Here is a 20,006-nt window from a genome sequence, read left to right as displayed (position 1 = left end):
ATACAGTTGCGACATTAGGATTTGAGCAAGCAAGAACTAATGAAAGCTAGATAAATAATTTCTGATGAAAAGGACTTCCAACATATTGATTGTAGCCGCATTGGCAACTGGAGCTTTCCTGGCAGCCTGTAATAGAGGGGAGCATAACAGAAAGCCCGGCAGGATTTATATGCCAGACATGTATGAATCCCGTGCGTACGAATTTTATAGTGCTCGTTTGTCAGGCCTGAAGCCAGTGGAAGGAACAGTAAAAAGAGGTGAACTTTTGCCATACCATCTGAAAGAATCAGATACGGCGCTGGCTAATCTGGTGAAGAATCCATTAACTATTACGCCTGCTGATATCAAAGAAGGCGGACGTTTATTTAATATCTACTGCGGTATCTGCCATGGTACTGCCTTAGATGGTAATGGCCCTTTGTATAGGGATGGTAATGGTCCGTTCTCTGCAAAGCCTGCCGACCTGGTAGCCGGTGCAAAAGCTGGTTATTCAGAAGGCCGCTTGTTCCATGTAATGACTTATGGTTATAACCTGATGGGTAGCTACGCTAGCCAACTCAACAGAGAACAACGTTGGATAATTGCGGCTTATATCAAGAGTAAACAGCCAGGTGCAGCTGCAGTAGCTGCCGCTCCTGCGAATGATAGCACTGCAGTTAAATAAATGAGTAAACTGAATTTCAATCAAGTATTTTAATATACAGTAATGAAAGACCAATTTGTAGTACCGGCAAGATTAAAAAAGACCAGCTTCGTGTTAATGGGCGTGGGCTTGCTGACGTTATTGATCGGATTAATTGCGTTCCATGGTGAGACACGGTTTTGGGCCGGTCTGTTGCAAAACAGCAGCTTCTTTTTGCTGATTACATTGGCGAGCACCTTCTTTATCGCTGCTACTACCCTGGCACATGGTGGCTGGCAGATCGCTTTCCGCCGTGTACCTGAAGCTATTTCAATGGCAGTGCCTTATCTGGCCGCCATCCTGTTTGTAATAGTAATGATCTTGGTATTTGGTGGCCGTGAGGATATTTACCATTGGGTAAATGCACACCACGTAGCAGAGGATAAAATATTGTCCTGGAAATCTGCTTTCCTCAACAAAGGATTTTTTACTATCGCTACTATCTTAACACTGGGCCTCTGGATATTTTTTACCCTGAAGCTCCGTAGAATGTCTATCGAAGAAGACGGTTGGGACCTGCGTCCTGAAACCGGCCGTAAAATACTCTGGAGAAATACCGTGGTAGCTGGTGGCTTCCTCGTAGTATTTACCCTCAGCGTAGGTTCTACTACCCCATGGATCTGGTTGATGAGCATCGACGCTCATTGGTTCTCTACCATGTACTCCTGGTATACCTTCGCCAGCACCTGGGTTTCTGGTCTGTCCCTGATCGCGCTGTTCGTAGTATACATGAAAAAACAAGGTTATCTGACTTATGTAACAGAAGAACACCTGCACGACTTGGGTAAATTCATGTTTGCATTCAGTATCTTCTGGACTTACCTCTGGTTCTCCCAGTATATGCTGATCTGGTACGCCAACATGCCGGAAGAAACAGAATACTTCCAGCCACGTGTTTGGGGCCAGTGGAGACCAATTTTCTTCCTGAACCTCCTGATCAACTTTATTACGCCGCTGTTGTTCCTGATGAAAAGGGACACTAAACGTAACTATACTGCTGTAGTATTCATCGCTATCGTGATCATCTTCGGTCACTGGCTGGATTTCTGGCAGATGGTATATCCAGGAACAGTTAAAGACCTGGTATTCCCTTGGTATGAATTCGGACTCGGACTCGGTTTTGTTGGACTGATCATCTTCCTGGTTGCCAATGCGCTCACTAAAGCGCCGCTGGTTCCAAAGAACCATCCTTACCTGAAAGAAAGTATCATTCACCACACCTGATCAGGTGATCATGGAGATTAGGCAAAAGAAAAGCATTAGATAACTTAATTATTTCATATAGCAATGTCAGGATTTTTAGCAGTCTTAGTTGTTGTTCTCATATTCATAGTCATCTTCCAGATTGCGAAGGCGAGCGAATATGTGTCCATATTGAAGGGAGAAAAGAAAGCGCGCGAGCAAAATAACCGTATTAATGGTTTCCTGCTGATTGCATTCCTGGTGCTGGGGCTTGTAGGAGTGTACTGGTGTAACGATTTGCTGAAAGGCAAAATCCTGGGTGAATCCGCTTCAGAGCAAGGAAGAGGCGTAGATACGCTCATTTATGTAACATTGGGCATCACTGGTGTGGTGTTTGTCATCACTCAGGTACTTTTATTCTGGTTTGCATTCAAATACCAGGAAAAAGAAGGTAGAACAGCATTTTATTTCCCGCATAATAATAAGCTGGAAGTGATCTGGACCGTTATCCCTGCCATCGCCTTAACTGTGCTGGTAGCCTTCGGTCTGAAACACTGGTTCCAACTCACTTCAGATGCTCCTGCTGATGCAGCTGTGGTAGAAATAACCGGTAAACAGTTCAACTGGATATTCCGCTATCCTGGTAAGGATGGTCAACTGGGCCGTCGCGATTTCAACAAGATCGATCCTGCTGCAGGTAATGAACTGGGTTTGGACTGGAACGACCCACTGAACAAAGACGACTTTATGCCTACTGAACTGCATTTGGTAGTAGGTAAGCCAGTTAAATTAATTATCGGTTCCCGCGATGTTATCCATGATGTGGGTTTACCCCACTTCCGTATGAAAATGGATGCGGTTCCAGGTATCCCTACCACCCTGTGGTTTACTCCTAAGTATACCACTGCGGAAATGAAAACAAAAACCGGTAACCCGGATTTCACATATGAGATTTCATGTGATCAGATGTGTGGTAGCGGTCACTACTCCATGAGAGGCGTGATAGTTGTGGAAACTCAGGAAGAATATGATGCCTGGGCGGCCAGCCAAAAATCAACGTATAGCCTGACACATACCGATGCTGTAGCGCCTGCTCCAGCTGAAGGTGGTGCCAAAGCAGATAGCACACAAAAAACAGTGGCGGCTAATTAAGCTAAACTGTAATTTTGTGTAGAAGAATTATTGACGGAGTACAATTAAAAACAATAAAGACAAACTGACAAACGACGATACTTCCCGGGCGTTAGTTTATAATAAACCGAACCGATTATGAGTAACGAAGCAACATTGCACAGTCAACAGGAGGTAATGCACGGAGCGCATGATCATCATGATCATGAGCACCATCATGAAGATAGTTTCATCTCGAAATATATCTTCAGCATGGATCACAAAATGATCGCCAAACAATTCCTGGTTACAGGTATTATTTGGGCTATCATTGGTGCCTTCTTCTCTGTTCTGTTCCGTTTGCAACTTGGTTTCCCGGATGCTACCTTTCCTTGGTTGGAAAGTATCCTGGGACATTGGGCTAAAGGTGGCCGTATTACACCAGAAGCTTACTATGCACTGGTAACCATGCACGGTACAATCCTCGTATTCTTTGTATTAACAGCCGGCCTGAGCGGTACTTTCTCTAACCTGCTTATTCCTTTGCAGGTAGGTGCCCGTGATATGGCCTCTCCTTTCATGAACTGTTTGAGCTATTGGTTCTTCTTCCTAGCCAGCATGGTAATGGTAGCTTCTCTGTTTGTACAAACTGGCCCTGCATCTGGTGGTTGGACTATGTACCCTCCATTGAGTGCACTGGGCGACGCTTCTATCGGTTCTAAAGTAGGGGTGGATTTATGGTTAACCAGTATGGCCCTGTTCGTTGTTTCTCAGCTGCTGGGTGGTTTGAACTATATCTCTACCATTTTGAACATGCGTACCAAAGGTATGGCAATGACCAAAATGCCTTTAACCATCTGGTCGTTCTTCTTTACTGCTATATTGGGTGTATTGTCTTTCCCTGTATTGTTGTCAGGTTTCATCCTGCTGCTGATGGATCGCCACGCTGGTACCAGCTTCTACCTGTCCGATATCTTTATCGCTGGTAAAGCCCTGGCTAATGAAGGTGGTAGCGCTATCCTCTATCAACATTTATTCTGGTTCTTAGGTCACCCTGAGGTATATATCATCATCCTCCCAGCCATGGGTATGGTATCTGAAGTGTTGGCGGTTAACTCCCGCAAACCGATCTTCGGTTATCTCGCGATGGTGGGTTCCATGTTTGCGATTGTGATCCTGGCTTTCTTGGTTTGGGCGCACCATATGTTCGTAACTGGTCTGAATCCTTTCCTGGGTGCATTCTTCGTACTCTTAACCTTATTGATCGCGGTACCGTCTGCTATCAAGGTGTTTAACTGGATTACAACTATCTGGAAGGGTAATATTCACTTTACACCTGCTTCCCTGTTCGCTATCGGTTTTGTGAGCACTTTCATCTCCGGTGGTTTAACAGGTATCTGGTTGGGTAACTCTTCTATTGATATTCACTTGCATGATACCATGTTTGTAATCGCTCACTTCCATATTGTAATGGGTGTGTCTGCTTTCTTTGGTATGTTCGCCGGTATTTATCACTGGTTCCCTAAAATGTTTGGCCGTTTCATGAATAACACTATCGGTTATATCCACTTCTGGGTAACTATGGTAGGTGCTTACTTCATCTTCTGGCCAATGCACTATGAAGGGTTGGCTGGTATGCCAAGAAGATACTATGATGTATCTAACTGGGCTTCCTTCAAACAATTTGGTGGTTTGAATGAGTTTATTACTATCGTAGTAATCCTCGTATTTGCAGTACAATTGCTGTTCGTATTCAACTTCTTCTACAGCATGTTCAAGGGTAGAAAGATGACTTCTCTGAACCCATGGCATGCCACTTCCCTGGAATGGACTACACCTATCCACCCCGGACACGGTAACTGGCCTGGTGAAATTCCTGAAGTACACCGTTGGGCTTACGACTACAGTAAAGATGGAAGAGATTTCATCCCGCAAACAGAACCTATTGGTCCTGACGAGGCAGCTCATTAATATATTTTACAGTATTCCGGCAGGAAGATTCTTTTTCAAGGGTAAAAATCTTCCTTCCGGGATTTTGTTCACTGTGATGTTTGTAAATTTGTTCCGGATTTTAAAACCGGAATGTGGCTAAGAAAAAAATGTTGCAAGAAAACTCCATAAAATTGTCGTCATCATATGCAGTAGCTAGCAAGGTGAAGGATTATTCTCAACTGATGAAGTTTAACCTCACCTTTATGGTGGTGTTTTCATCTGTGGTGGGTTACCTGTTGGTGCCGGAAGTGGAGTTTCATTTGGTAAAAGTTCTTTTATTATTTGCCGGTGGGTTGCTGATCTCCGGATCTGCCAATACCATCAACCAGATATGGGAGAAGAATACAGACAAACTGATGGCCCGTACTGCCGTACGTCCACTGCCCGCAGGGCGGATGAATGATGGCGAGGCGGTGATGCTGGCAGTGGTAACCGGAATTGCAGGTTTCCTGATCATGGGGCTCTGCTTTAATTGGTTAAGTGCTGTACTGAGCCTGATATCCCTGGTGTTATACGGTTTTGTATACACACCCTGGAAGAAATGGAATTCACTGTCTGTATTAGTAGGTGCTATTCCTGGTGCTATGCCTCCATTAATCGGTTGGGCGGCAGGCGCCGATCATCTCAGCGAAGGCGGCTGGTCTTTATTCGCTATCCAGTTCCTGTGGCAGTTTCCGCATTTTTGGGCTATTGCCTGGATTGCCTACAAAGACTATCTGAGGGCTGGTTTTAAAATGTTACCCGGCAGCGGTGAGCCTAACAAGTACACAGCCCTTCAGGCTGCTATGTACACCTTGTTGCTTATCCCCGCAGGCGTAGCGCCCTATCTGTTGAAAATAACCGGTAGCATTTCTGCAATAGTAGCTATTCTGGCAGGTATATTTTTCCTGTACAGAGCTATTAACCTATACAGAAAGAACGATGTACCCGCAGCCAGAAAGCTGATGTTCGGATCTTATATTTATCTGACCATTGTTCAGCTGGCACAATTGCTGGACAAGGCTTAAAATAGAAATTGGAGGAGTGATGGATACTATGACATTAGAACAGCGTAAGAAAATACATCCGCATAAATATTCCCTATGGATTGCTATGGGGAGTATCACTATGATGTTTATCGGATTTACCAGCGCTTACATTGTTAAGAGATCACAGGCAAACTGGCTGGCTTTTGAATTGCCGCATATTTTCTGGTTATCCACAGCTGTTATTTTAACCAGTAGCTTTACTATTCATCTGGCTTTAAAGCAATTTAAAGAGAGGAATATGCAACGCTACAAACAGCTGATCACCCTCACCGCTATCTTGGGCGTAGTGTTTGCTGCTTGCCAATGGATCGGTTTTACACAGCTTAAATCTGTGGGACTGCCCCTTAATGGGCCTGTTTCCGCTTCTTTTATTTATGTTATTGTAGGGGTGCACATGCTGCACGTACTGGGTGGAGTAGTAGCGCTACTGATCATGTTTGGCAGGGCCTACAGAACCCGTGTACGTACCTACAGCGCAGTACCCATCGAAGTAGCCGCTACTTACTGGCATTTCGTGGACGTATTGTGGATTTACCTGTTAATTTTTTTAAGTATCGCCAGATAAACTTTGTAAAATTTTATAAAACTAACAATGGATACAGCAGTTACAGCGAAGAAAAAATGGTGGGCCGGAGGATATTCTCCCTTTAATGTGAGCTATGGCAAGTTGATGATGTGGTACTTCCTGATGTCAGATGCGTTCACTTTTGGCGCATTATTGATAGCATATGGTACCATCCGGTTTTCCAGCCCATCCTGGCCTGATCCGAATGAAGTGTTCCGCTCCTTCCCTGGCATGGGCCATGCCAATTTGCCGTTGATGTTTGTGAGCTTAATGACCTTCATCCTCATCATGAGTTCTGTAACCATGGTACTGGCGGTACATGCTGGTCACATGAGAGATAGAAAAGCAGTAGCCAAATGGCTTACCTGGACTATCATTGGCGGTATCGCCTTCTTAAGCTGTCAGGCATGGGAATGGACACACCTCCACAGCGAAGGCGCTTGGTGGGGTCGTAACCCTTTCCCAAATGTAGACGGCACACTGGCTTCTACCAATTTTACTAACTTCTTCTTTACCATCACCGGCTTCCACGGATTACACGTAACTTCCGGTGTAATACTGAACATCGTTATCCTCGCTAACGTACTGAAAGGTACCTACGAGCAGAGAGGACACTATGAAATGGTAGAAAAAGTAGGCCTGTATTGGCACTTTGTAGACCTGGTTTGGGTATTCGTATTCACTTGCTTCTACCTGCTCTAAGCAAAAGCAAGCAACTTATACAAGGTTGGTTATTGATTATTTGGAATCTGATTTTCGAATTTATTTAATTTAATAGTAATGGAACATACACATACCGCGGCGGAACCTGAAACTGCTCATGCCGATTCAACTACCAAAGCTATCTGGAAAACGTTCTGGATCTTGCTGTGTATTACAATTGTAGAAGTAGGTTTTGCATTTTTACACCTGGAATACGCATTTCTTCCAAGGGTAGCCCTCAATGCATTCTTTGTTCTTGCCACCTTCTTAAAGGCTTTCTTTATCGTGGCTGAATTTATGCACTTGGGCCATGAAATCAAGAACCTGGTTATGACTGTCTTGATTCCTTTACTCTTGTTCGTATGGTTTATCATCGCTTTCCTCTATGAAGGTAATTCCTGGAAGAACATGCGTAAAGACCTGAAACCAGGCACTCCCGTGGAAACACCGAAAGTAGCGCCTGCAGAAAAGCCAGGACATTATTAATATTATCATTTAAATCATCAGGTTATCTCTCGCAGGGCGTTATTAGGAGTTTCGTTGGCTATATTGGTGCCACTTTTGGGTTATCTCATTGTAGATCACTATGGGAAAAATGTGATACCAGTACCCGGATACTATATCCCTGAAAAAATTGATACGATCAGCGAAAACGGTAAAGTTACCTACGATACCGTTTTCCATCAGATCAGAGACTTCCACCTTACCAACCAGTTAGGACAAGAAGTTAGCCTGAAGGACATGGAAGGAAAAGTATTGCTGGTCGACTTCTTTTTTACCTCCTGCCCTAGTATCTGTCCTACGTTGACCAAGAACCTGAGATTGATTCAGAGCGCTTACATAAAGAATGATTCTTTATTACAGATTCTCTCTTTTTCAGTAGATCCGGAAAGGGATACGGTAGACAAGCTACGTAAATACGCATACGATTACCAGATAAATCCTGATAATTGGTGGTTGCTGACCGGTAGTAAAAAGGAAATCTATGATCTCGCCAGAAATGATTTCTTTGTTTCAGTAACAAAGGGAGATGGTGGGCCAGACGATTTCATACACACCGAAAAGCTGGTGTTGATAGATAAAAACAGAAATATCAGAGGGTATTACAACGGACTAGATTCCAATGCCATTAAGCAGTGCGCCAGCGATATCGCTACCTTGCACCTGGCAAAAGACAGACATCGGCCCGGATTCCTGGATTTCCTCAAGAAGCTGTTTTCAGTAGATAATAAGTGATTTTTGATCGTATAGTAAAGGTGAATAAGGAAAAGGTGTTCACCTTTCTTTATTCACCTTTACATTTATAGTGGTATGGAATTTAAAAATAGAAATCTCAATACAACAATTACCATCGTTTCTGTGGCTATTCCGGCAATAGTAACATTGTTGTTCTTTCTTCCGAAGCCGGATATGCATCCGGGCTTTGACGTACGGATTCTCCCGCTGTTTCATGCTATCCTGAATTCTGCCACGGCGGTACTGTTATTGGCCAGTTTATATCTCGTTAAAAATGGATATGTGCAGGCTCATAAGAATATCAACCTGGTTGCAGTGGCCCTTTCTGCCGTATTCCTGGTTTCTTATGTAACTTATCATGCGCTGGCCCCGGAAACCCGTTTTGGTGACCTGGACCATAATGACGTACTGGATGCCGGAGAGCGGGTTATATTGGGTAACGTACGCTATCTTTATTATTTCTTATTGTTAACACATATTGTACTGGCTGGTGTGATAGTACCACTGGTGCTCTTTACCCTGTTGCGTGGTTTTCAGAACGATATCCCCCGTCACCGTAAAATTGCCCGTATCACCTGGCCGCTCTGGTTTTATGTGGCTGTAACAGGTGTGATCGTGTACATTATGATCTCTCCGTATTATAAATAATCGAATTTTTTAGGGGAGATAGCCTAATTTTGTGTGATCAAACGATGTGATTATGAAAAAGGCAGCTTTGTTTTTGCTGACAGGAATTTTGCTGATGAGCGGGCCAGTAATGGCTCAATGTTCCCTGTGTACCAAAACAGCACAACAGCTGGGTGAAGGCCCTGCAAAAGGGCTGAATAACGGTATCCTGATGTTGGCTTTAACTCCGTTGGGAATTATTGGCTTCCTGGCTTTCCGCTGGTGGAGGAGCAATAAGGAAGCCTGATCATTGCGCACAACCCAAAAAGATTATGATAACCTACAGAAAGGCGGATATAACGGATATCCCGCAGTTAGTACATTTACGGCTGCAGTTTCTGAAAGAAATTTACCCCACTAAGGCTGATATTTCCCATGATACCGTGTTGACCGAACAACTCAGTGGGTACCTGGCAGAACATCTTCCCAATAAAGATTTTGTAAACTGGTTTGCTGAATCCGATAACAAGGTAGTGGCCAGTGCAGGCATAGTTTTTTATAACCAGCCGCCACTGTACCACAATCTTGAAGGTAAGGTGGCCTATATCCTTAATGTATATACGCTTCCGTTGTTCCGTAGGAAAGGCATCGCCAAAATATTGTTGCACAAGATTCTGGAGGAGGCGAAACAACGAAATACCGGTAAGGTAAGCTTACATACCAGTAATGAAGGCCGCCTGTTGTATGAGCAATTAGGTTTTGTGGCGGGTGATAATGAAATGACCTGCCAGCTACCGCGCATACAATAATTCCTTGTTTTTACTCTTCTTCCCGAAGTTCAAATACCGGACAATCTACCCTTAACCCGCCGTTGTTGAGCGATGTTTTTAGCAGGTTGCAATAATGTCCTTTTTTCTCTGTGTAAAATTGGCAATTAAAACACATCGGCTGGGTGGAAATAATTTCTTGTTGATTGAGCTGGTAGATAAGCTGCATCAACTGCTCTAGTAACCCTGTCTGATCTTTTGCCGGAAATTGTTCTACTGTCTCCTGTAATGGATCTGCAAATTTTTCTACTTTTTTTGCAATGGCCCTGCCCTCTTTTACCAGATGTAAAGTATGACTGCGCGTGTCTGTAGGACTCGCTTTACGGGTCAGGTAATTCTTTTGCTCTAAAGATTTAACTGCATCGCTGATAGTCGCTTTCGTCATGTTAAAGTACGAAGCTAAAGTAGTGACGGTACGTTTTTCCTCCGGGTAGTGTAATAAAAAGGTAAGTACCTGAATTTGTATGGGACTAAGTCCATACTGTGTTGCCTCCTGCCATAGTAGTACGCGAAAGGCTTCTGATAATCGCTCCAGGGAGGCCACTACTTTACTAGATGTGTTTTCTGCCTGCTGTGCGGGGCTGAATGTGGAAACTTTCCCCATATTTTCTTGCTGTCCTTAATAGTTAATTACGGCGGCAAGGTACAATATAAATATATGGCATGAAATAGCATATTAGTGACATTCCGGAGCGCCTGAGACGTTTTTTAACAACCTTCCAGTTCATGTATATAATATCCTTGCTGCTTGATTTGGACCTCCCACCTGGGTATGGTTTCAGTAATATGGCAAAACCGGCAATTTTTATGAGATAGAGACAGCCCCTCGGTCTTCTTTGACTGAAGATAGGTATTTCCATACTTTAATACATGTTCAAAACTGGTTGCTTTGTTAACAATAATATCAAAATGCAAATACCCCCCTTCCTTTTTTTTTACGTATGTATCAAAAACAGCTACTTCCATAGTATATATTTTGGGTAACTAACGTAAATGGTTATACTGGATTTTTATCTTGCTGCGATGTACCGGGATATGACCAGAGTAATGTACTGAAGCTAACGGCCTTAAACCATGCCTGCTGCATCCGTGCTATGTCGTTATCTGAATGCCCGGAGGCAGCTAGATAAGACCTGCCGGCCTCTGTTACCGGATAAATAAAGATGGATAAATAACGAAGATAAACAGCAGGTAACGGCGCTATCTCTTGAGGATTATCCGGTTGCTGTAATTGTGGAGTAACACGTTCTTCAAATTGTCGCCAGGTATGCCCTTCTTGCCTTGTACACAGGTCGTATATCCATTTCCGGAAATGAGGCTGTAATGATTGCAAGTAGGTAAGATCGTGCGCACCACTCCCATCCTTGCTGAAATAATGGGAGAGATAATTGTTCTGTAGCATATGATTGTACCAACTATCCAGTATGGTCTCCGTATGCACTGCCAAGATATTGCCCGCCATCGCCAGGTATTGTTCGTCTTCATGAGTAAACAATAGCATTCTTTTTAATCTGACTAAAGTGTGTACATCTGGTGTGATTCCGGGATACTCCGTGCTTGCTGTGCCTTCCTGCATAGCCTCTTTCATACATATTAATTTAGGTTTCCTGTGGGGTGCATAATTCAGCAAATATAGTAAGGCTTCCTAACCTGAAAAAATTAATATGTAACGTATATTCATAAACGTTAGTATTTAATATATTATTAAAAATACATTTGTGATTGTGCGTGGAACTATATAGCTTTGATTATCTGCATGCTAACTACCCCTTTTTTATGAGAAATAGGTGTTATGATATAAATAAAAACGGACTTACCCCGGTAACGGCGTCTTTCAGCGCGCCGGCAATACCAGAAACCTTTAGTTTATCTCGTATTGGCTATCTTTCTGTGATAGCCATTGTGATAGCTGTTATTAGCATAGCAGCCAGCAGTGGAATTGCCTGGGTTATAGCGGTTTTCAGCACAGCAATAAACCGTGCTACAGATGGAGGGTATATCTTATTACCGGTGGTTGGTGCCCTGTTGCTCACCGCTTTGCTCCGGTACGCCTCCCCTTTTTTTAATGCCCTGGGCCTTACGTTGGCTATCACTACCGGCGCACCGTTGGGTGCAGAAAGCCCGGCTATGTGGTGGAATAGTGCATTGGGAGTTTGGATAGGCCAACGTTTACGTTGCAACGAAGGAGAGATATATACCCTATATGTGGCTGGTATTTGTGCTACCCTGACTTTTTTATTTGGTGCACCGGTAGCAGCAGTATTTATCGCATTGGAACTACTGCTACCCGAATGGACCCTGGCGGGTATACTGCCCGTGGCAACAGCTGTGGCTACTGCTTTTGTTGGGTATTATATTGTTTGGGGGCCAGCTTCACTTTATAACATACCGGAAGGCACTGCTGTAGGGCTAACAGACATGCCTATATATCTTAGTATTGGTTTGCTGATTGGCCTGATGGGAGCATTGGCCATAAAATTATCTTCCATAATGGAAAAGTGGTTTGGAAAGCTACCTATTAAAAACAGATGGTATTTATTGCTGGTGCCACTGATGGTGGGTTTGGCTGGCAATAGGTTTCCGCAGATAAATAGTGCAGGAGCGGCGTATGTCGATGACCTCTTACATGCACAGGTTACTTTATATTTACTGTTTACGCTCGGCATTATAAAATTTCTGGTATGGTTATGTTTTTCCAGTGCTTATAAAACCGGCACGGGTATTACGCCTTTACTAATCACGGGCGGTGCGATGAGTTTATTAGTGGGAGTTACTATACAATTGTTGTTTCCTCATGTTATAATTAATGCTAGTATGATCGTGCTGGCGGGAATGGTAGCAATGTTGGCGGGCACTTCCCGGGCCTTACTGGCGGCCATTTGTTTGGCAATAGAGATAACGCATGGGGTAAGCGCATGGATGCCCTTGTGCACAGCAGGTATAACAGCTTACGGTATTTCTTTGCTCCTGATAAAACGGCAGCAATTACACCGCAAGGCGGTAATAACTATTAAATGAATGTGAAAGGCTGGCCTTTCGTGTAGCTCATTCCGTTATTAATTGTGGCTGGATACAAATTTGAGCCCCGCAATTGAGCCAATCAGCAGAATAAGGAAAAAAATCCGCCAGAAAGCAGCTGGTTCCTTAAAGAAAATCATCCCTGCAATAGCGGTGCCTGCAGCGCCGATACCGGTCCATACCGCATACGAAGTGCCTATAGGTAGCCCGCTATTGATGGCTTTATTAAGAAAAAGAAAGCTTAAGCTGATACAAGCAAAAAAACTGATAGAAGGCCAGAGTTTCGAGAAGTTTTCAGAATACTTTAATGAAATAGTAAAACCTATTTCAAATAATCCGCCAATGACAAGGAATAACCAAGGCATAAAATTGAATTTAAAATGTAAAAATAAGTAAGGCTAAAAATGGGCTGGAAATACCCAATCCCTGTGGTATCAGAGACCGTAGTTAAAGACTGCGTAGGTGATTGATATGCCAAATGAATGAAAACGCATGCCACGAAGGTAACAAAAAAATTAACCGGTTTTTGAGGGCTATATTTGCTTGCTAATGTGTGTGCGCTGCAGATGCTATAGTTTTTGATCCGGTAACAGGGAATTAGCTTTTTGTACTGATATAACGGTAAAGATTAAACGTACGTTGTGTTGTTAGTTGTTGTATTTCCTGTTGTAATTGTAGTTTGGTAATATCTTTCATACGCCGGTGCTGGATCAGTTGCCAGGCTTTTTCTGCCAATAGGAATACCTGTTTTTGCGGTTGATGGGAGGCTATTTTATCGTGCCGGGATATTGCGTCTATAATTTCGTGTATTCCCTCCTGTTGGGTAGCTACCGATTTGATCACTGGGATTTCCCAATCATTTTGTTGTTTGCTATGTGCTAATAGCCGTAGGTTCTTCACGAAGCTGTCGGCACTTTCGCGGTCGGCTTTATTTACAATAAAAATGTCGGCAATTTCCATCAGGCCTGCTTTCATTGTTTGTATCTCATCGCCTGCTTCCGGTACTACTACTACTACAGTAGTGTCTGCTATGCCGGCAATTTCCACTTCACTTTGCCCTACCCCTACTGTTTCTATGAAGAGGTAGTCGAAGTGGGCAGCACGCATGAGGTCGCTCACTTCCATGATTTTAGGGCTTAAACCGCCCAGTGCCCCCCTGCTGGCCATAGAGCGGATAAATACTTTGGGATGGTTAAAATGTTCGCTCATCCGTATCCTATCGCCCAACAAGGCGCCAAAATTAAACGGGGAAGAAGGGTCAACGGCAATGATGGCAATACTTTTCTGTTGTAGCAGCAGTTGTCCGATTAAGGCATTTACCAGGGTGCTTTTGCCGGCGCCCGGCGGCCCCGTAATACCCACTACTTTGGTGGGAGAGCCAGATGGTAATTGCTCCAGCAGTTGTTCGTAGCCAGTTGCTTCATTTTCAACAATAGAAATGCAACGGGCCAGCGACCGGATACTTCCATTTAACAATTCCGATAAATACTGCTGGTACATCTGCTACGGTTGTTTTAGGAACAAAAATAAGTGTATCCTGCTTTAAGCGATCAGAGAGCGGTAAATTTCAAGGTATTGCCGGGCAATATCCGACCAACAAAAGCTCCTGGCATGTTGCCGGATTGCATCGGCTGGCTGGGTGGTAGCATAGGCGGCCATTCCCTCGGTAAATACCGTTCGCATGTGCGCTGGTTCAAAGTTGTTGAAGTAATAGGCGTAAGAGCCCCCAATTTCCGGTAAACTGGTTTTGTTAGACAAGAATACGGGTTTACCATAATGCATAGCTTCTATTACCGGTATACCAAAGCCTTCTGCGATAGATGGAAATACAAAGGCCGCACAGTTTTTAAGGTACCAGTATTTATGCTCATCATTAATAGGCCCCAGTATCTTCACTTGGTTATATACCCCTTGTTGCGCAGCTTCCTGTAATATTTGCCTTTGGTAAGAAGTATTTACATTACCGGCCAGCACCAATTCATAATCCGTGCCCTTTAACAAGGCAGGGATAACGTGAAAATTCTTTTTAGGTAATATAGTGCCAATAGAAAATAGAAAAGGCCGTTCCGGGTGGTAAATAGGGCTGGAGAACGAAGGGAACTCTGTTACATCACAGCCGTTATAAATAACACTAATGGGCTTGTTGCCGGTATTGAGGTGACGCAGCACGTCATTTTTTACGTAATGGGATATTGTGACCAGGTGGTCGGCTTTATTGATCAGCCGCTGCATGCCAGATAAAAGCCGCTGCCTCCAGAAACGGTTCGTATTGGCATATAAGAAATTCAGGTCATGTATAGTGAGTACCCGCTTAAATTTATCAGACCCGGGAAAATAACCTGAAAACTGGTGGGTGGTATGCCATATGTGTATATTCTTTTTAAAAGGCACCCACAGTTTATGCCATTGTTTTTGATCATAATGTGGATGTTGTTCAAAAGAAGCATCCCTTTGGGCAGGCAGATAAAAATAAAGCTCTTCCGAAGGAGCAAGATGATTAGTCATTGCCTTGCCAAGTTCCTTGCAATAGGTATACAGACCTGTGTTGGGATATTTCATTCTTTCACAGTCCAGCACGAATCTTGGCATAACTAAAAAGATTTATAGGATATATCCAAATATAGCTAAATGTCTAAGCGAAGATATTATAAGTTTTTACGAAAATCGGATAAATGTACGAAGTACGCTTTTGGGAATTTCCTACCCCATTCGTATATTGTTTACCAGCCTAATTTTTAGTATTATTACTGATGACAAATTTTATTTCCATATTTCCGCTCGGCATTGTTGTATACCCAGGAGAACAATTGAATTTGCATGTTTTCGAACCTCGTTATAAACAGCTGATTGCTAATTGTTTATCCGAAAATAAGCCATTCGGTATTCCTGTAGTAATAAATAACAAAATAATGGAATATGGAATATTGATGCAGATAAAACATGTAGAAAAGGTATACGATAATGGAGAGATGGATATTATCACGGTAGGAGACAGTGTATTCAGGATATTAGAACAGGTAGAAGAGATCCCAGGGAAAATGTATAGCGGCGCTATTGTTAATTATCCGGATAATAATGGTAAACCACCTGCCAAGCTATTGAAGGAAGTGTTGCATGGTATAAGAGAGCTGCATACTTTTTTGCAGATCCATAAATCTTTCAGGAAAGAAGACAGCAAACTTGTTTCCTACGATCTGGCGCATCATGCCGGTTTATCGCTGGAAGAGGAATATGAACTGTTGCAGTTGTTTTATGAATCGCAACGGCTGGAATATTTGAAGCGGCACCTGAATAAGGTTATTCCTATGATGGCGGAAATGGAGCGGCTCAAGGAACGGGTGATGTTAAACGGTCATTTCAGGAATCTTTCTACAGATAATTTGTAAGGTAAATCCTTTATAGTAGCATATCTTCAGATATTAGTGCCGGAACTTTAACGTGCATTTAACAGGTGGTTTTTTGGTTTTTTTTGCTTCCCGCTTTAAAAAATAGATATTTGCAAACCCATATTCCCACTGTAATAAGGGTTTAAACTCAATTCTGTATTTAAATGCATTGGACAAAAGTTAGTATGCTTTGCCTTTTGGGAGCCTGTTTCCTGCTGGCAAATAAAGCAATCGCTCAGGACAATTCACCATATTCCCGCTACGGATTAGGAGATCTGAACAACAACCAAAACACGGTAAACCGTGGTATGGGAGGTGTTTCCCAGGCTTATAGCGATCCGCAATCCGTTAACTTTATCAACCCTGCCAGTTATTCCAGCTTGTTGCTTACTACTTTCGACGTAGGCGTAGAAGGTGGGGCTAGGAGCATTACAGAAAACGGGGCCAAATTCAGTTCAGCATTCGGTACGCTTTCTTACTTGCAACTGGGTGTGCCAATTATCAAAAATAAGTGGGGGCTCAATCTTGGATTACGCCCGGTAACCAGGGTTTCTTATAATGTGCAAACCGGTACTAATGGTACCTTCTTCGATACTACCAAATATCCGCTGATCAACCGCTATGAAGGTAGTGGCGGACTTTACCAGTTATATGTAGGAACGGGTGTGCGTTTCGGCAATTTTAGCATAGGTGCTAATCTCGGATACCTCTTTGGTAATGTGGAAAACAATACCCGTTTAATTTTCCCTGATCCCAATATTTATCCTTCCCACCGGATGTTCCAGACCACCTATAACAGCTTTTTCTACAAGCTGGGGGTGCAGTACAGGGCCAAGATAAATACTGATATGGACCTTACCTTTGGTGCTACCGGAAGTTTCCAGCAGGATATGAAGGCAAGACAGGAAACATTGTATGAAACCTTGTTGTACGATGCGGCTTCCAATACCTATACTAACCAGGATACCGTTTCTTATACTAAAAGCGCAAGGGGAACAGTAGTATATCCTGCCGATTTTGGCGGTGGTATTATGCTCCGTAAATACGATAAATGGTCGGTAGGGATAGATTTTAACACTACCCAGTGGGAAAACTACCGGAACTTCGGCAGTAAAGACTCGCTGCAGAATTCCTGGAAATTATCTGTAGGCGGACAGTTTGTACCCAATGCTATGGCCTTGAACGGTTATTGGAACCGGGTGGCATACCGTTTTGGTGCTTACTACGGGCTCGATTACCTGAAATTGAACGGAAAAGATATGCCTATCTTGGGATTTACAGTGGGTGCGGGGTTACCCGTACGCCGTATGCCGTATTCCAACCAATATAGCCTGATCAACGTGGCATTTGAAGTGGCTCACCGTGGTAACAATGAAACAGTGCTCAAAGAAAATGTATACCGTGTGTCTTTAGGCTTTACGCTGAGCGATAAATGGTTTATTAAACGTAAATACGAATAGCCTGAAAGCTTTCCGTATCTTCACAGCATTATGCCGATGATCAGAAGTACCATCTTATTTTTTATAATGGCTATTGCCGTTTGTGGTTGCGAAAACGATATACAAACTGTAATGGATCTGAATTCTAATAAAGCTGCCACAGAACACGGCGAAGATATTGTAGTGATTTACAGTCAGGGTGGCCGGGTAAATGCCAAAATGATGGCCCCTACCATGGAGCGTACGTTGGATAAGCCGCCAACTACCCTATTCAATAACGGTGTTAAAGTGTTCATGTACAATGATACCCTGGGCCTGGAAAGCACGCTCGTGGCTAAAAAGGGTAAGTACATCGAAGAACAGCCGAACGAAAATTATGTATATCTGTCCGACAGTGTGGTGGTAATGAACAAGAAAGGAGAACAGTTAACCACTAATGAATTGAATTGGGACCCGAAGAAAAGGATCTTTTATTCTACGAAAGAGGTATTTATAAAAACACCTACCGACTCTTTACACGGTTGGGGACTGGAAGCCAATGAAGATTTCTCTGAGAAAAAGATATTAAAGGTAAGCGGCCCTATTACCATGCAAGACAGCACTGCTATCAATTAATCTACCTAACGTAAATTTATATACGAAAGAACCCCACCTGCAGAGGTGGGGTTCTTTCGCTTTAACCTATTTTTTAACCTAAAATTTAGGATGACAAGGACCAATAATTATGCCAGTTTATAATTATTATCTACTATCTGTGTTCTTTTATAACATTTAGATAAGATCATTGTTATCATTTCTATCCTGTTGTTATTTCATCTTATCACTACATAAACCTCGAAATAATGGAGTATAGAAGATTAGGGCGGACAGGCCTGCAACTTAGCGTGCTTGCTTTTGGTAGTTGGGTAACTTTCTTCAAGCAGATCGATGATACTTTAGTAGATCGGTTGATGGGCATTGCTTACGATGATGGCATTAATTTCTTTGATAACGCAGAAGCCTATGCGTTGGGTGAATCAGAGAAAATGATGGGGAGGATATTGAAAAAGAAAAATTGGCAGCGCAGTTCCTATGTGGTTTCCAGCAAGGTGTTTTTTGGCGCATATAAAGATAAAAAGCCCAATCAGATGGGACTAAGCCGTAAGCATATTACAGAAGCCTGCCACGAAGCATTGCAACGTTTCCAGTTGGATTACCTGGATCTTTATTTCTGTCACCGGCCAGATAAGGATACGCCTGTAGAAGAAGTGGTTTGGACCATGAATATCCTGCTGCAACAGGGCAAGATATTGTACTGGGGCACTTCAGAATGGAGTGCACAGGCAATTATGGAAGCGCATATGGTAGCCAGGGAAAATCATTTAATAGGTCCTGCAATGGAACAACCGGAGTATAATCTTTTTAATCGGGATAAAATTGAGAAAGAATATCTCAACATATTCAGGGACATTGGATTAGGTACTACCATCTGGAGCCCGCTGGCTTCAGGATTGCTTACTGGTAAATACAATAGTGGCATACCGGAAGGCTCCCGTTTGGGATTGGAAGGTTTTGAATGGTTAAAAGACAAAACCCTGGCCCAGGAAAAAATTGAAAAAGTAAAGCGGTTAGAGAAAGTAGCCCAGCAATTGAATACCTCCCTGGCTACCCTCTCCATCGCCTGGTGCATTCGCAATCCAAATGTAACTACCGCCATTCTGGGCGCTACCAAAGAGGCGCAGTTGATGGAAAACTTGAAGGCCATTGGCTGCTATCCTGCTCTCACATTAGATGTAATGGAAGAGATAGACCTGATTATGGGAACTGCTCCAGAACAAGATCCCTTTTAAAAAGCTTGCATTTCAGGCCGGCGTTTGTTATATTAGATGAAATGAAAGCAAAGCAAGTATGGAAATTATCAATTGGCCGGATTTTGAAAAAGTAGAAATAAGAGCAGGTACTATTCTGGAAGCAAACGATTTTCCTCAGGCGCGTAATCCTTCTTATCAGCTGGTTATCGATTTTGGTCCGGAACTGGGTATTAAAAAATCATCTGCACAAATCACTAAACTATATCAGAAAGAGGAGTTAATAGGAAAGCAGATCGTAGCAGTGGTAAATTTCCCACCTAAACAGATTGCTAATTTCATGTCTGAATGCCTTGTGCTGGGTGTAGTAGGCGATCATAAAGAAGTTACGCTGTTGCAACCAGATAAGACCGTTATAAATGGGCAGCGTATTGCGTGATAAATAC

Annotated in this window: 24 protein-coding genes; 18 read left to right on the top strand and 6 right to left on the bottom strand. The window is 43.1% G+C overall.

All coding sequences use genetic code 11. From position 1 onward, the window contains the following. Window positions 1-64: 64 nt before the first annotated feature. The 12 genes from ACDQ55_RS02660 to ACDQ55_RS02605 all read left to right on the top strand — a co-directional run bounded on the left by ACDQ55_RS02660 (window position 65) and on the right by ACDQ55_RS02605 (window position 9,912). A complete protein-coding gene (locus ACDQ55_RS02660; protein WP_420979518.1) occupies window positions 65-664 on the top strand; it encodes a c-type cytochrome in 600 nt (199 codons plus the stop codon). 42 nt (window positions 665-706) lie between these two features. Beyond that, entirely contained in the window at window positions 707-1,906 is a 1,200-nt protein-coding gene (locus tag ACDQ55_RS02655; RefSeq protein WP_420979516.1) for a quinol:cytochrome C oxidoreductase, read from the top strand. 63 nt (window positions 1,907-1,969) lie between these two features. Beyond that, a complete protein-coding gene (locus tag ACDQ55_RS02650; protein ID WP_420979515.1) occupies window positions 1,970-3,016 on the top strand; it encodes a cytochrome c oxidase subunit II in 1,047 nt (348 codons plus the stop codon). Window positions 3,017-3,133: 117 nt separating this feature from the next. Next, complete coding sequence (locus ACDQ55_RS02645) at window positions 3,134-4,945, top strand: cytochrome c oxidase subunit I (RefSeq protein ID WP_420979514.1); 1,812 nt, start codon at window positions 3,134-3,136, stop codon at window positions 4,943-4,945. A gap of 113 nt (window positions 4,946-5,058) precedes the next feature. Further along, window positions 5,059-5,973 carry a heme o synthase gene (cyoE, locus tag ACDQ55_RS02640; RefSeq protein ID WP_420979513.1) on the top strand — a complete coding sequence of 305 codons (915 nt, stop codon included), beginning with the start codon at window positions 5,059-5,061 and terminating at the stop codon, window positions 5,971-5,973. 19 nt (window positions 5,974-5,992) lie between these two features. Beyond that, the gene (locus tag ACDQ55_RS02635) at window positions 5,993-6,559 is read left to right on the top strand and encodes a cytochrome c oxidase subunit 3 (protein ID WP_420979512.1); all 567 of its coding nucleotides are present in this window, start codon (window positions 5,993-5,995) and stop codon (window positions 6,557-6,559) included. 27 nt (window positions 6,560-6,586) lie between these two features. Beyond that, window positions 6,587-7,261 carry a cytochrome c oxidase subunit 3 gene (locus tag ACDQ55_RS02630; RefSeq protein WP_420979511.1) on the top strand — a complete coding sequence of 225 codons (675 nt, stop codon included), beginning with the start codon at window positions 6,587-6,589 and terminating at the stop codon, window positions 7,259-7,261. Between the two features lie 78 nt (window positions 7,262-7,339). Further along, entirely contained in the window at window positions 7,340-7,747 is a 408-nt protein-coding gene (locus ACDQ55_RS02625; RefSeq protein WP_420979510.1) for a cytochrome C oxidase subunit IV family protein, read from the top strand. A 75-nt stretch (window positions 7,748-7,822) separates the two neighbouring features. Beyond that, window positions 7,823-8,497 carry an SCO family protein gene (locus ACDQ55_RS02620; RefSeq protein WP_420979509.1) on the top strand — a complete coding sequence of 225 codons (675 nt, stop codon included), beginning with the start codon at window positions 7,823-7,825 and terminating at the stop codon, window positions 8,495-8,497. Window positions 8,498-8,572: 75 nt separating this feature from the next. Continuing rightward, window positions 8,573-9,145, top strand: coding sequence for a DUF420 domain-containing protein (locus ACDQ55_RS02615; RefSeq protein WP_420979508.1), 573 nt, complete (start codon window positions 8,573-8,575; stop codon window positions 9,143-9,145). 52 nt (window positions 9,146-9,197) lie between these two features. After that, window positions 9,198-9,410, top strand: coding sequence for a hypothetical protein (locus ACDQ55_RS02610; RefSeq protein ID WP_420979506.1), 213 nt, complete (start codon window positions 9,198-9,200; stop codon window positions 9,408-9,410). Window positions 9,411-9,435: 25 nt separating this feature from the next. After that, complete coding sequence (locus ACDQ55_RS02605; RefSeq protein WP_420979504.1) at window positions 9,436-9,912, top strand: GNAT family N-acetyltransferase; 477 nt, start codon at window positions 9,436-9,438, stop codon at window positions 9,910-9,912. A gap of 10 nt (window positions 9,913-9,922) precedes the next feature. On the opposite strand, the gene ACDQ55_RS02600 is transcribed toward ACDQ55_RS02605, so the two are convergent. From ACDQ55_RS02600 to ACDQ55_RS02590, 3 genes are all read right to left on the bottom strand, one after another. Next, window positions 9,923-10,534, bottom strand: a complete 612-nt coding sequence (locus ACDQ55_RS02600) for a MarR family winged helix-turn-helix transcriptional regulator (protein ID WP_420979503.1) — start codon at window positions 10,532-10,534, stop codon at window positions 9,923-9,925. A gap of 104 nt (window positions 10,535-10,638) precedes the next feature. Then, window positions 10,639-10,896: a DUF2024 family protein gene (locus ACDQ55_RS02595; RefSeq protein WP_420979501.1), complete on the bottom strand. Its 258-nt coding sequence runs from the start codon at window positions 10,894-10,896 to the stop codon at window positions 10,639-10,641. A gap of 31 nt (window positions 10,897-10,927) precedes the next feature. Then, a complete protein-coding gene (locus ACDQ55_RS02590) occupies window positions 10,928-11,518 on the bottom strand; it encodes a protoglobin domain-containing protein (protein ID WP_420979499.1) in 591 nt (196 codons plus the stop codon). A gap of 188 nt (window positions 11,519-11,706) precedes the next feature. Between ACDQ55_RS02590 and ACDQ55_RS02585 the strand changes: the two genes are divergently transcribed. Further along, a complete protein-coding gene (locus ACDQ55_RS02585) occupies window positions 11,707-12,948 on the top strand; it encodes a chloride channel protein (protein ID WP_420979498.1) in 1,242 nt (413 codons plus the stop codon). Window positions 12,949-12,986: 38 nt separating this feature from the next. On the opposite strand, the gene ACDQ55_RS02580 is transcribed toward ACDQ55_RS02585, so the two are convergent. The 3 genes from ACDQ55_RS02580 to ACDQ55_RS02570 all read right to left on the bottom strand — a co-directional run bounded on the left by ACDQ55_RS02580 (window position 12,987) and on the right by ACDQ55_RS02570 (window position 15,537). Next, on the bottom strand, window positions 12,987-13,313 hold the full coding sequence (locus tag ACDQ55_RS02580) for a DMT family transporter (protein ID WP_420979497.1): 327 nt from the start codon (window positions 13,311-13,313) through the stop codon (window positions 12,987-12,989). A gap of 232 nt (window positions 13,314-13,545) precedes the next feature. Next, on the bottom strand, window positions 13,546-14,448 hold the full coding sequence (gene meaB, locus ACDQ55_RS02575; protein WP_420979496.1) for a methylmalonyl Co-A mutase-associated GTPase MeaB: 903 nt from the start codon (window positions 14,446-14,448) through the stop codon (window positions 13,546-13,548). A 42-nt stretch (window positions 14,449-14,490) separates the two neighbouring features. Next, window positions 14,491-15,537: a glycosyltransferase family 4 protein gene (locus ACDQ55_RS02570; protein WP_420979495.1), complete on the bottom strand. Its 1,047-nt coding sequence runs from the start codon at window positions 15,535-15,537 to the stop codon at window positions 14,491-14,493. A gap of 161 nt (window positions 15,538-15,698) precedes the next feature. Between ACDQ55_RS02570 and ACDQ55_RS02565 the strand changes: the two genes are divergently transcribed. The 5 genes from ACDQ55_RS02565 (at window position 15,699) to ACDQ55_RS02545 (ending at window position 19,999) form a co-directional block, all read left to right on the top strand. Further along, window positions 15,699-16,334: an LON peptidase substrate-binding domain-containing protein gene (locus ACDQ55_RS02565; protein ID WP_420979493.1), complete on the top strand. Its 636-nt coding sequence runs from the start codon at window positions 15,699-15,701 to the stop codon at window positions 16,332-16,334. Between the two features lie 164 nt (window positions 16,335-16,498). After that, complete coding sequence (locus ACDQ55_RS02560) at window positions 16,499-17,794, top strand: hypothetical protein (RefSeq protein ID WP_420979492.1); 1,296 nt, start codon at window positions 16,499-16,501, stop codon at window positions 17,792-17,794. Between the two features lie 30 nt (window positions 17,795-17,824). Continuing rightward, window positions 17,825-18,388, top strand: coding sequence for an LPS export ABC transporter periplasmic protein LptC (lptC, locus tag ACDQ55_RS02555; RefSeq protein WP_420979490.1), 564 nt, complete (start codon window positions 17,825-17,827; stop codon window positions 18,386-18,388). A 227-nt stretch (window positions 18,389-18,615) separates the two neighbouring features. After that, complete coding sequence (locus ACDQ55_RS02550; RefSeq protein ID WP_420979488.1) at window positions 18,616-19,602, top strand: potassium channel beta subunit family protein; 987 nt, start codon at window positions 18,616-18,618, stop codon at window positions 19,600-19,602. Between the two features lie 58 nt (window positions 19,603-19,660). Continuing rightward, on the top strand, window positions 19,661-19,999 hold the full coding sequence (locus ACDQ55_RS02545; RefSeq protein WP_420979487.1) for a tRNA-binding protein: 339 nt from the start codon (window positions 19,661-19,663) through the stop codon (window positions 19,997-19,999). The last annotated feature ends 7 nt before the right edge of the window (window positions 20,000-20,006 follow it).

It is taken from the genome of Chitinophaga sp. 30R24, assembly GCF_049056765.1.
Lineage (GTDB): Bacteria > Bacteroidota > Bacteroidia > Chitinophagales > Chitinophagaceae > Chitinophaga.
Note: the sequence above shows the minus strand (reverse complement) of the source record. Positions and strands in the feature narration are given on the sequence as shown.

Coding starts and splice junctions, on each gene's coding strand:
- ACDQ55_RS02570 (WP_420979495.1), bottom strand. CDS start 15,537: ATGCCAAGATTCGTGCTGGACTGTGAAAGAATGAAATATCCCAACACA.
- ACDQ55_RS02630 (WP_420979511.1), top strand. CDS start 6,587: ATGGATACAGCAGTTACAGCGAAGAAAAAATGGTGGGCCGGAGGATAT.
- ACDQ55_RS02655 (WP_420979516.1), top strand. CDS start 707: ATGAAAGACCAATTTGTAGTACCGGCAAGATTAAAAAAGACCAGCTTC.
- ACDQ55_RS02625 (WP_420979510.1), top strand. CDS start 7,340: ATGGAACATACACATACCGCGGCGGAACCTGAAACTGCTCATGCCGAT.
- ACDQ55_RS02550 (WP_420979488.1), top strand. CDS start 18,616: ATGGAGTATAGAAGATTAGGGCGGACAGGCCTGCAACTTAGCGTGCTT.
- ACDQ55_RS02545 (WP_420979487.1), top strand. CDS start 19,661: ATGGAAATTATCAATTGGCCGGATTTTGAAAAAGTAGAAATAAGAGCA.
- ACDQ55_RS02585 (WP_420979498.1), top strand. CDS start 11,707: ATGAGAAATAGGTGTTATGATATAAATAAAAACGGACTTACCCCGGTA.
- ACDQ55_RS02595 (WP_420979501.1), bottom strand. CDS start 10,896: ATGGAAGTAGCTGTTTTTGATACATACGTAAAAAAAAAGGAAGGGGGG.
- ACDQ55_RS02635 (WP_420979512.1), top strand. CDS start 5,993: ATGGATACTATGACATTAGAACAGCGTAAGAAAATACATCCGCATAAA.
- ACDQ55_RS02600 (WP_420979503.1), bottom strand. CDS start 10,534: ATGGGGAAAGTTTCCACATTCAGCCCCGCACAGCAGGCAGAAAACACA.
- meaB (WP_420979496.1), bottom strand. CDS start 14,448: ATGTACCAGCAGTATTTATCGGAATTGTTAAATGGAAGTATCCGGTCG.
- ACDQ55_RS02645 (WP_420979514.1), top strand. CDS start 3,134: ATGAGTAACGAAGCAACATTGCACAGTCAACAGGAGGTAATGCACGGA.
- ACDQ55_RS02580 (WP_420979497.1), bottom strand. CDS start 13,313: ATGCCTTGGTTATTCCTTGTCATTGGCGGATTATTTGAAATAGGTTTT.
- lptC (WP_420979490.1), top strand. CDS start 17,825: ATGCCGATGATCAGAAGTACCATCTTATTTTTTATAATGGCTATTGCC.
- ACDQ55_RS02590 (WP_420979499.1), bottom strand. CDS start 11,518: ATGAAAGAGGCTATGCAGGAAGGCACAGCAAGCACGGAGTATCCCGGA.
- ACDQ55_RS02650 (WP_420979515.1), top strand. CDS start 1,970: ATGTCAGGATTTTTAGCAGTCTTAGTTGTTGTTCTCATATTCATAGTC.
- ACDQ55_RS02615 (WP_420979508.1), top strand. CDS start 8,573: ATGGAATTTAAAAATAGAAATCTCAATACAACAATTACCATCGTTTCT.
- ACDQ55_RS02660 (WP_420979518.1), top strand. CDS start 65: ATGAAAAGGACTTCCAACATATTGATTGTAGCCGCATTGGCAACTGGA.
- ACDQ55_RS02560 (WP_420979492.1), top strand. CDS start 16,499: ATGCATTGGACAAAAGTTAGTATGCTTTGCCTTTTGGGAGCCTGTTTC.
- ACDQ55_RS02610 (WP_420979506.1), top strand. CDS start 9,198: ATGAAAAAGGCAGCTTTGTTTTTGCTGACAGGAATTTTGCTGATGAGC.
- ACDQ55_RS02565 (WP_420979493.1), top strand. CDS start 15,699: ATGACAAATTTTATTTCCATATTTCCGCTCGGCATTGTTGTATACCCA.
- ACDQ55_RS02605 (WP_420979504.1), top strand. CDS start 9,436: ATGATAACCTACAGAAAGGCGGATATAACGGATATCCCGCAGTTAGTA.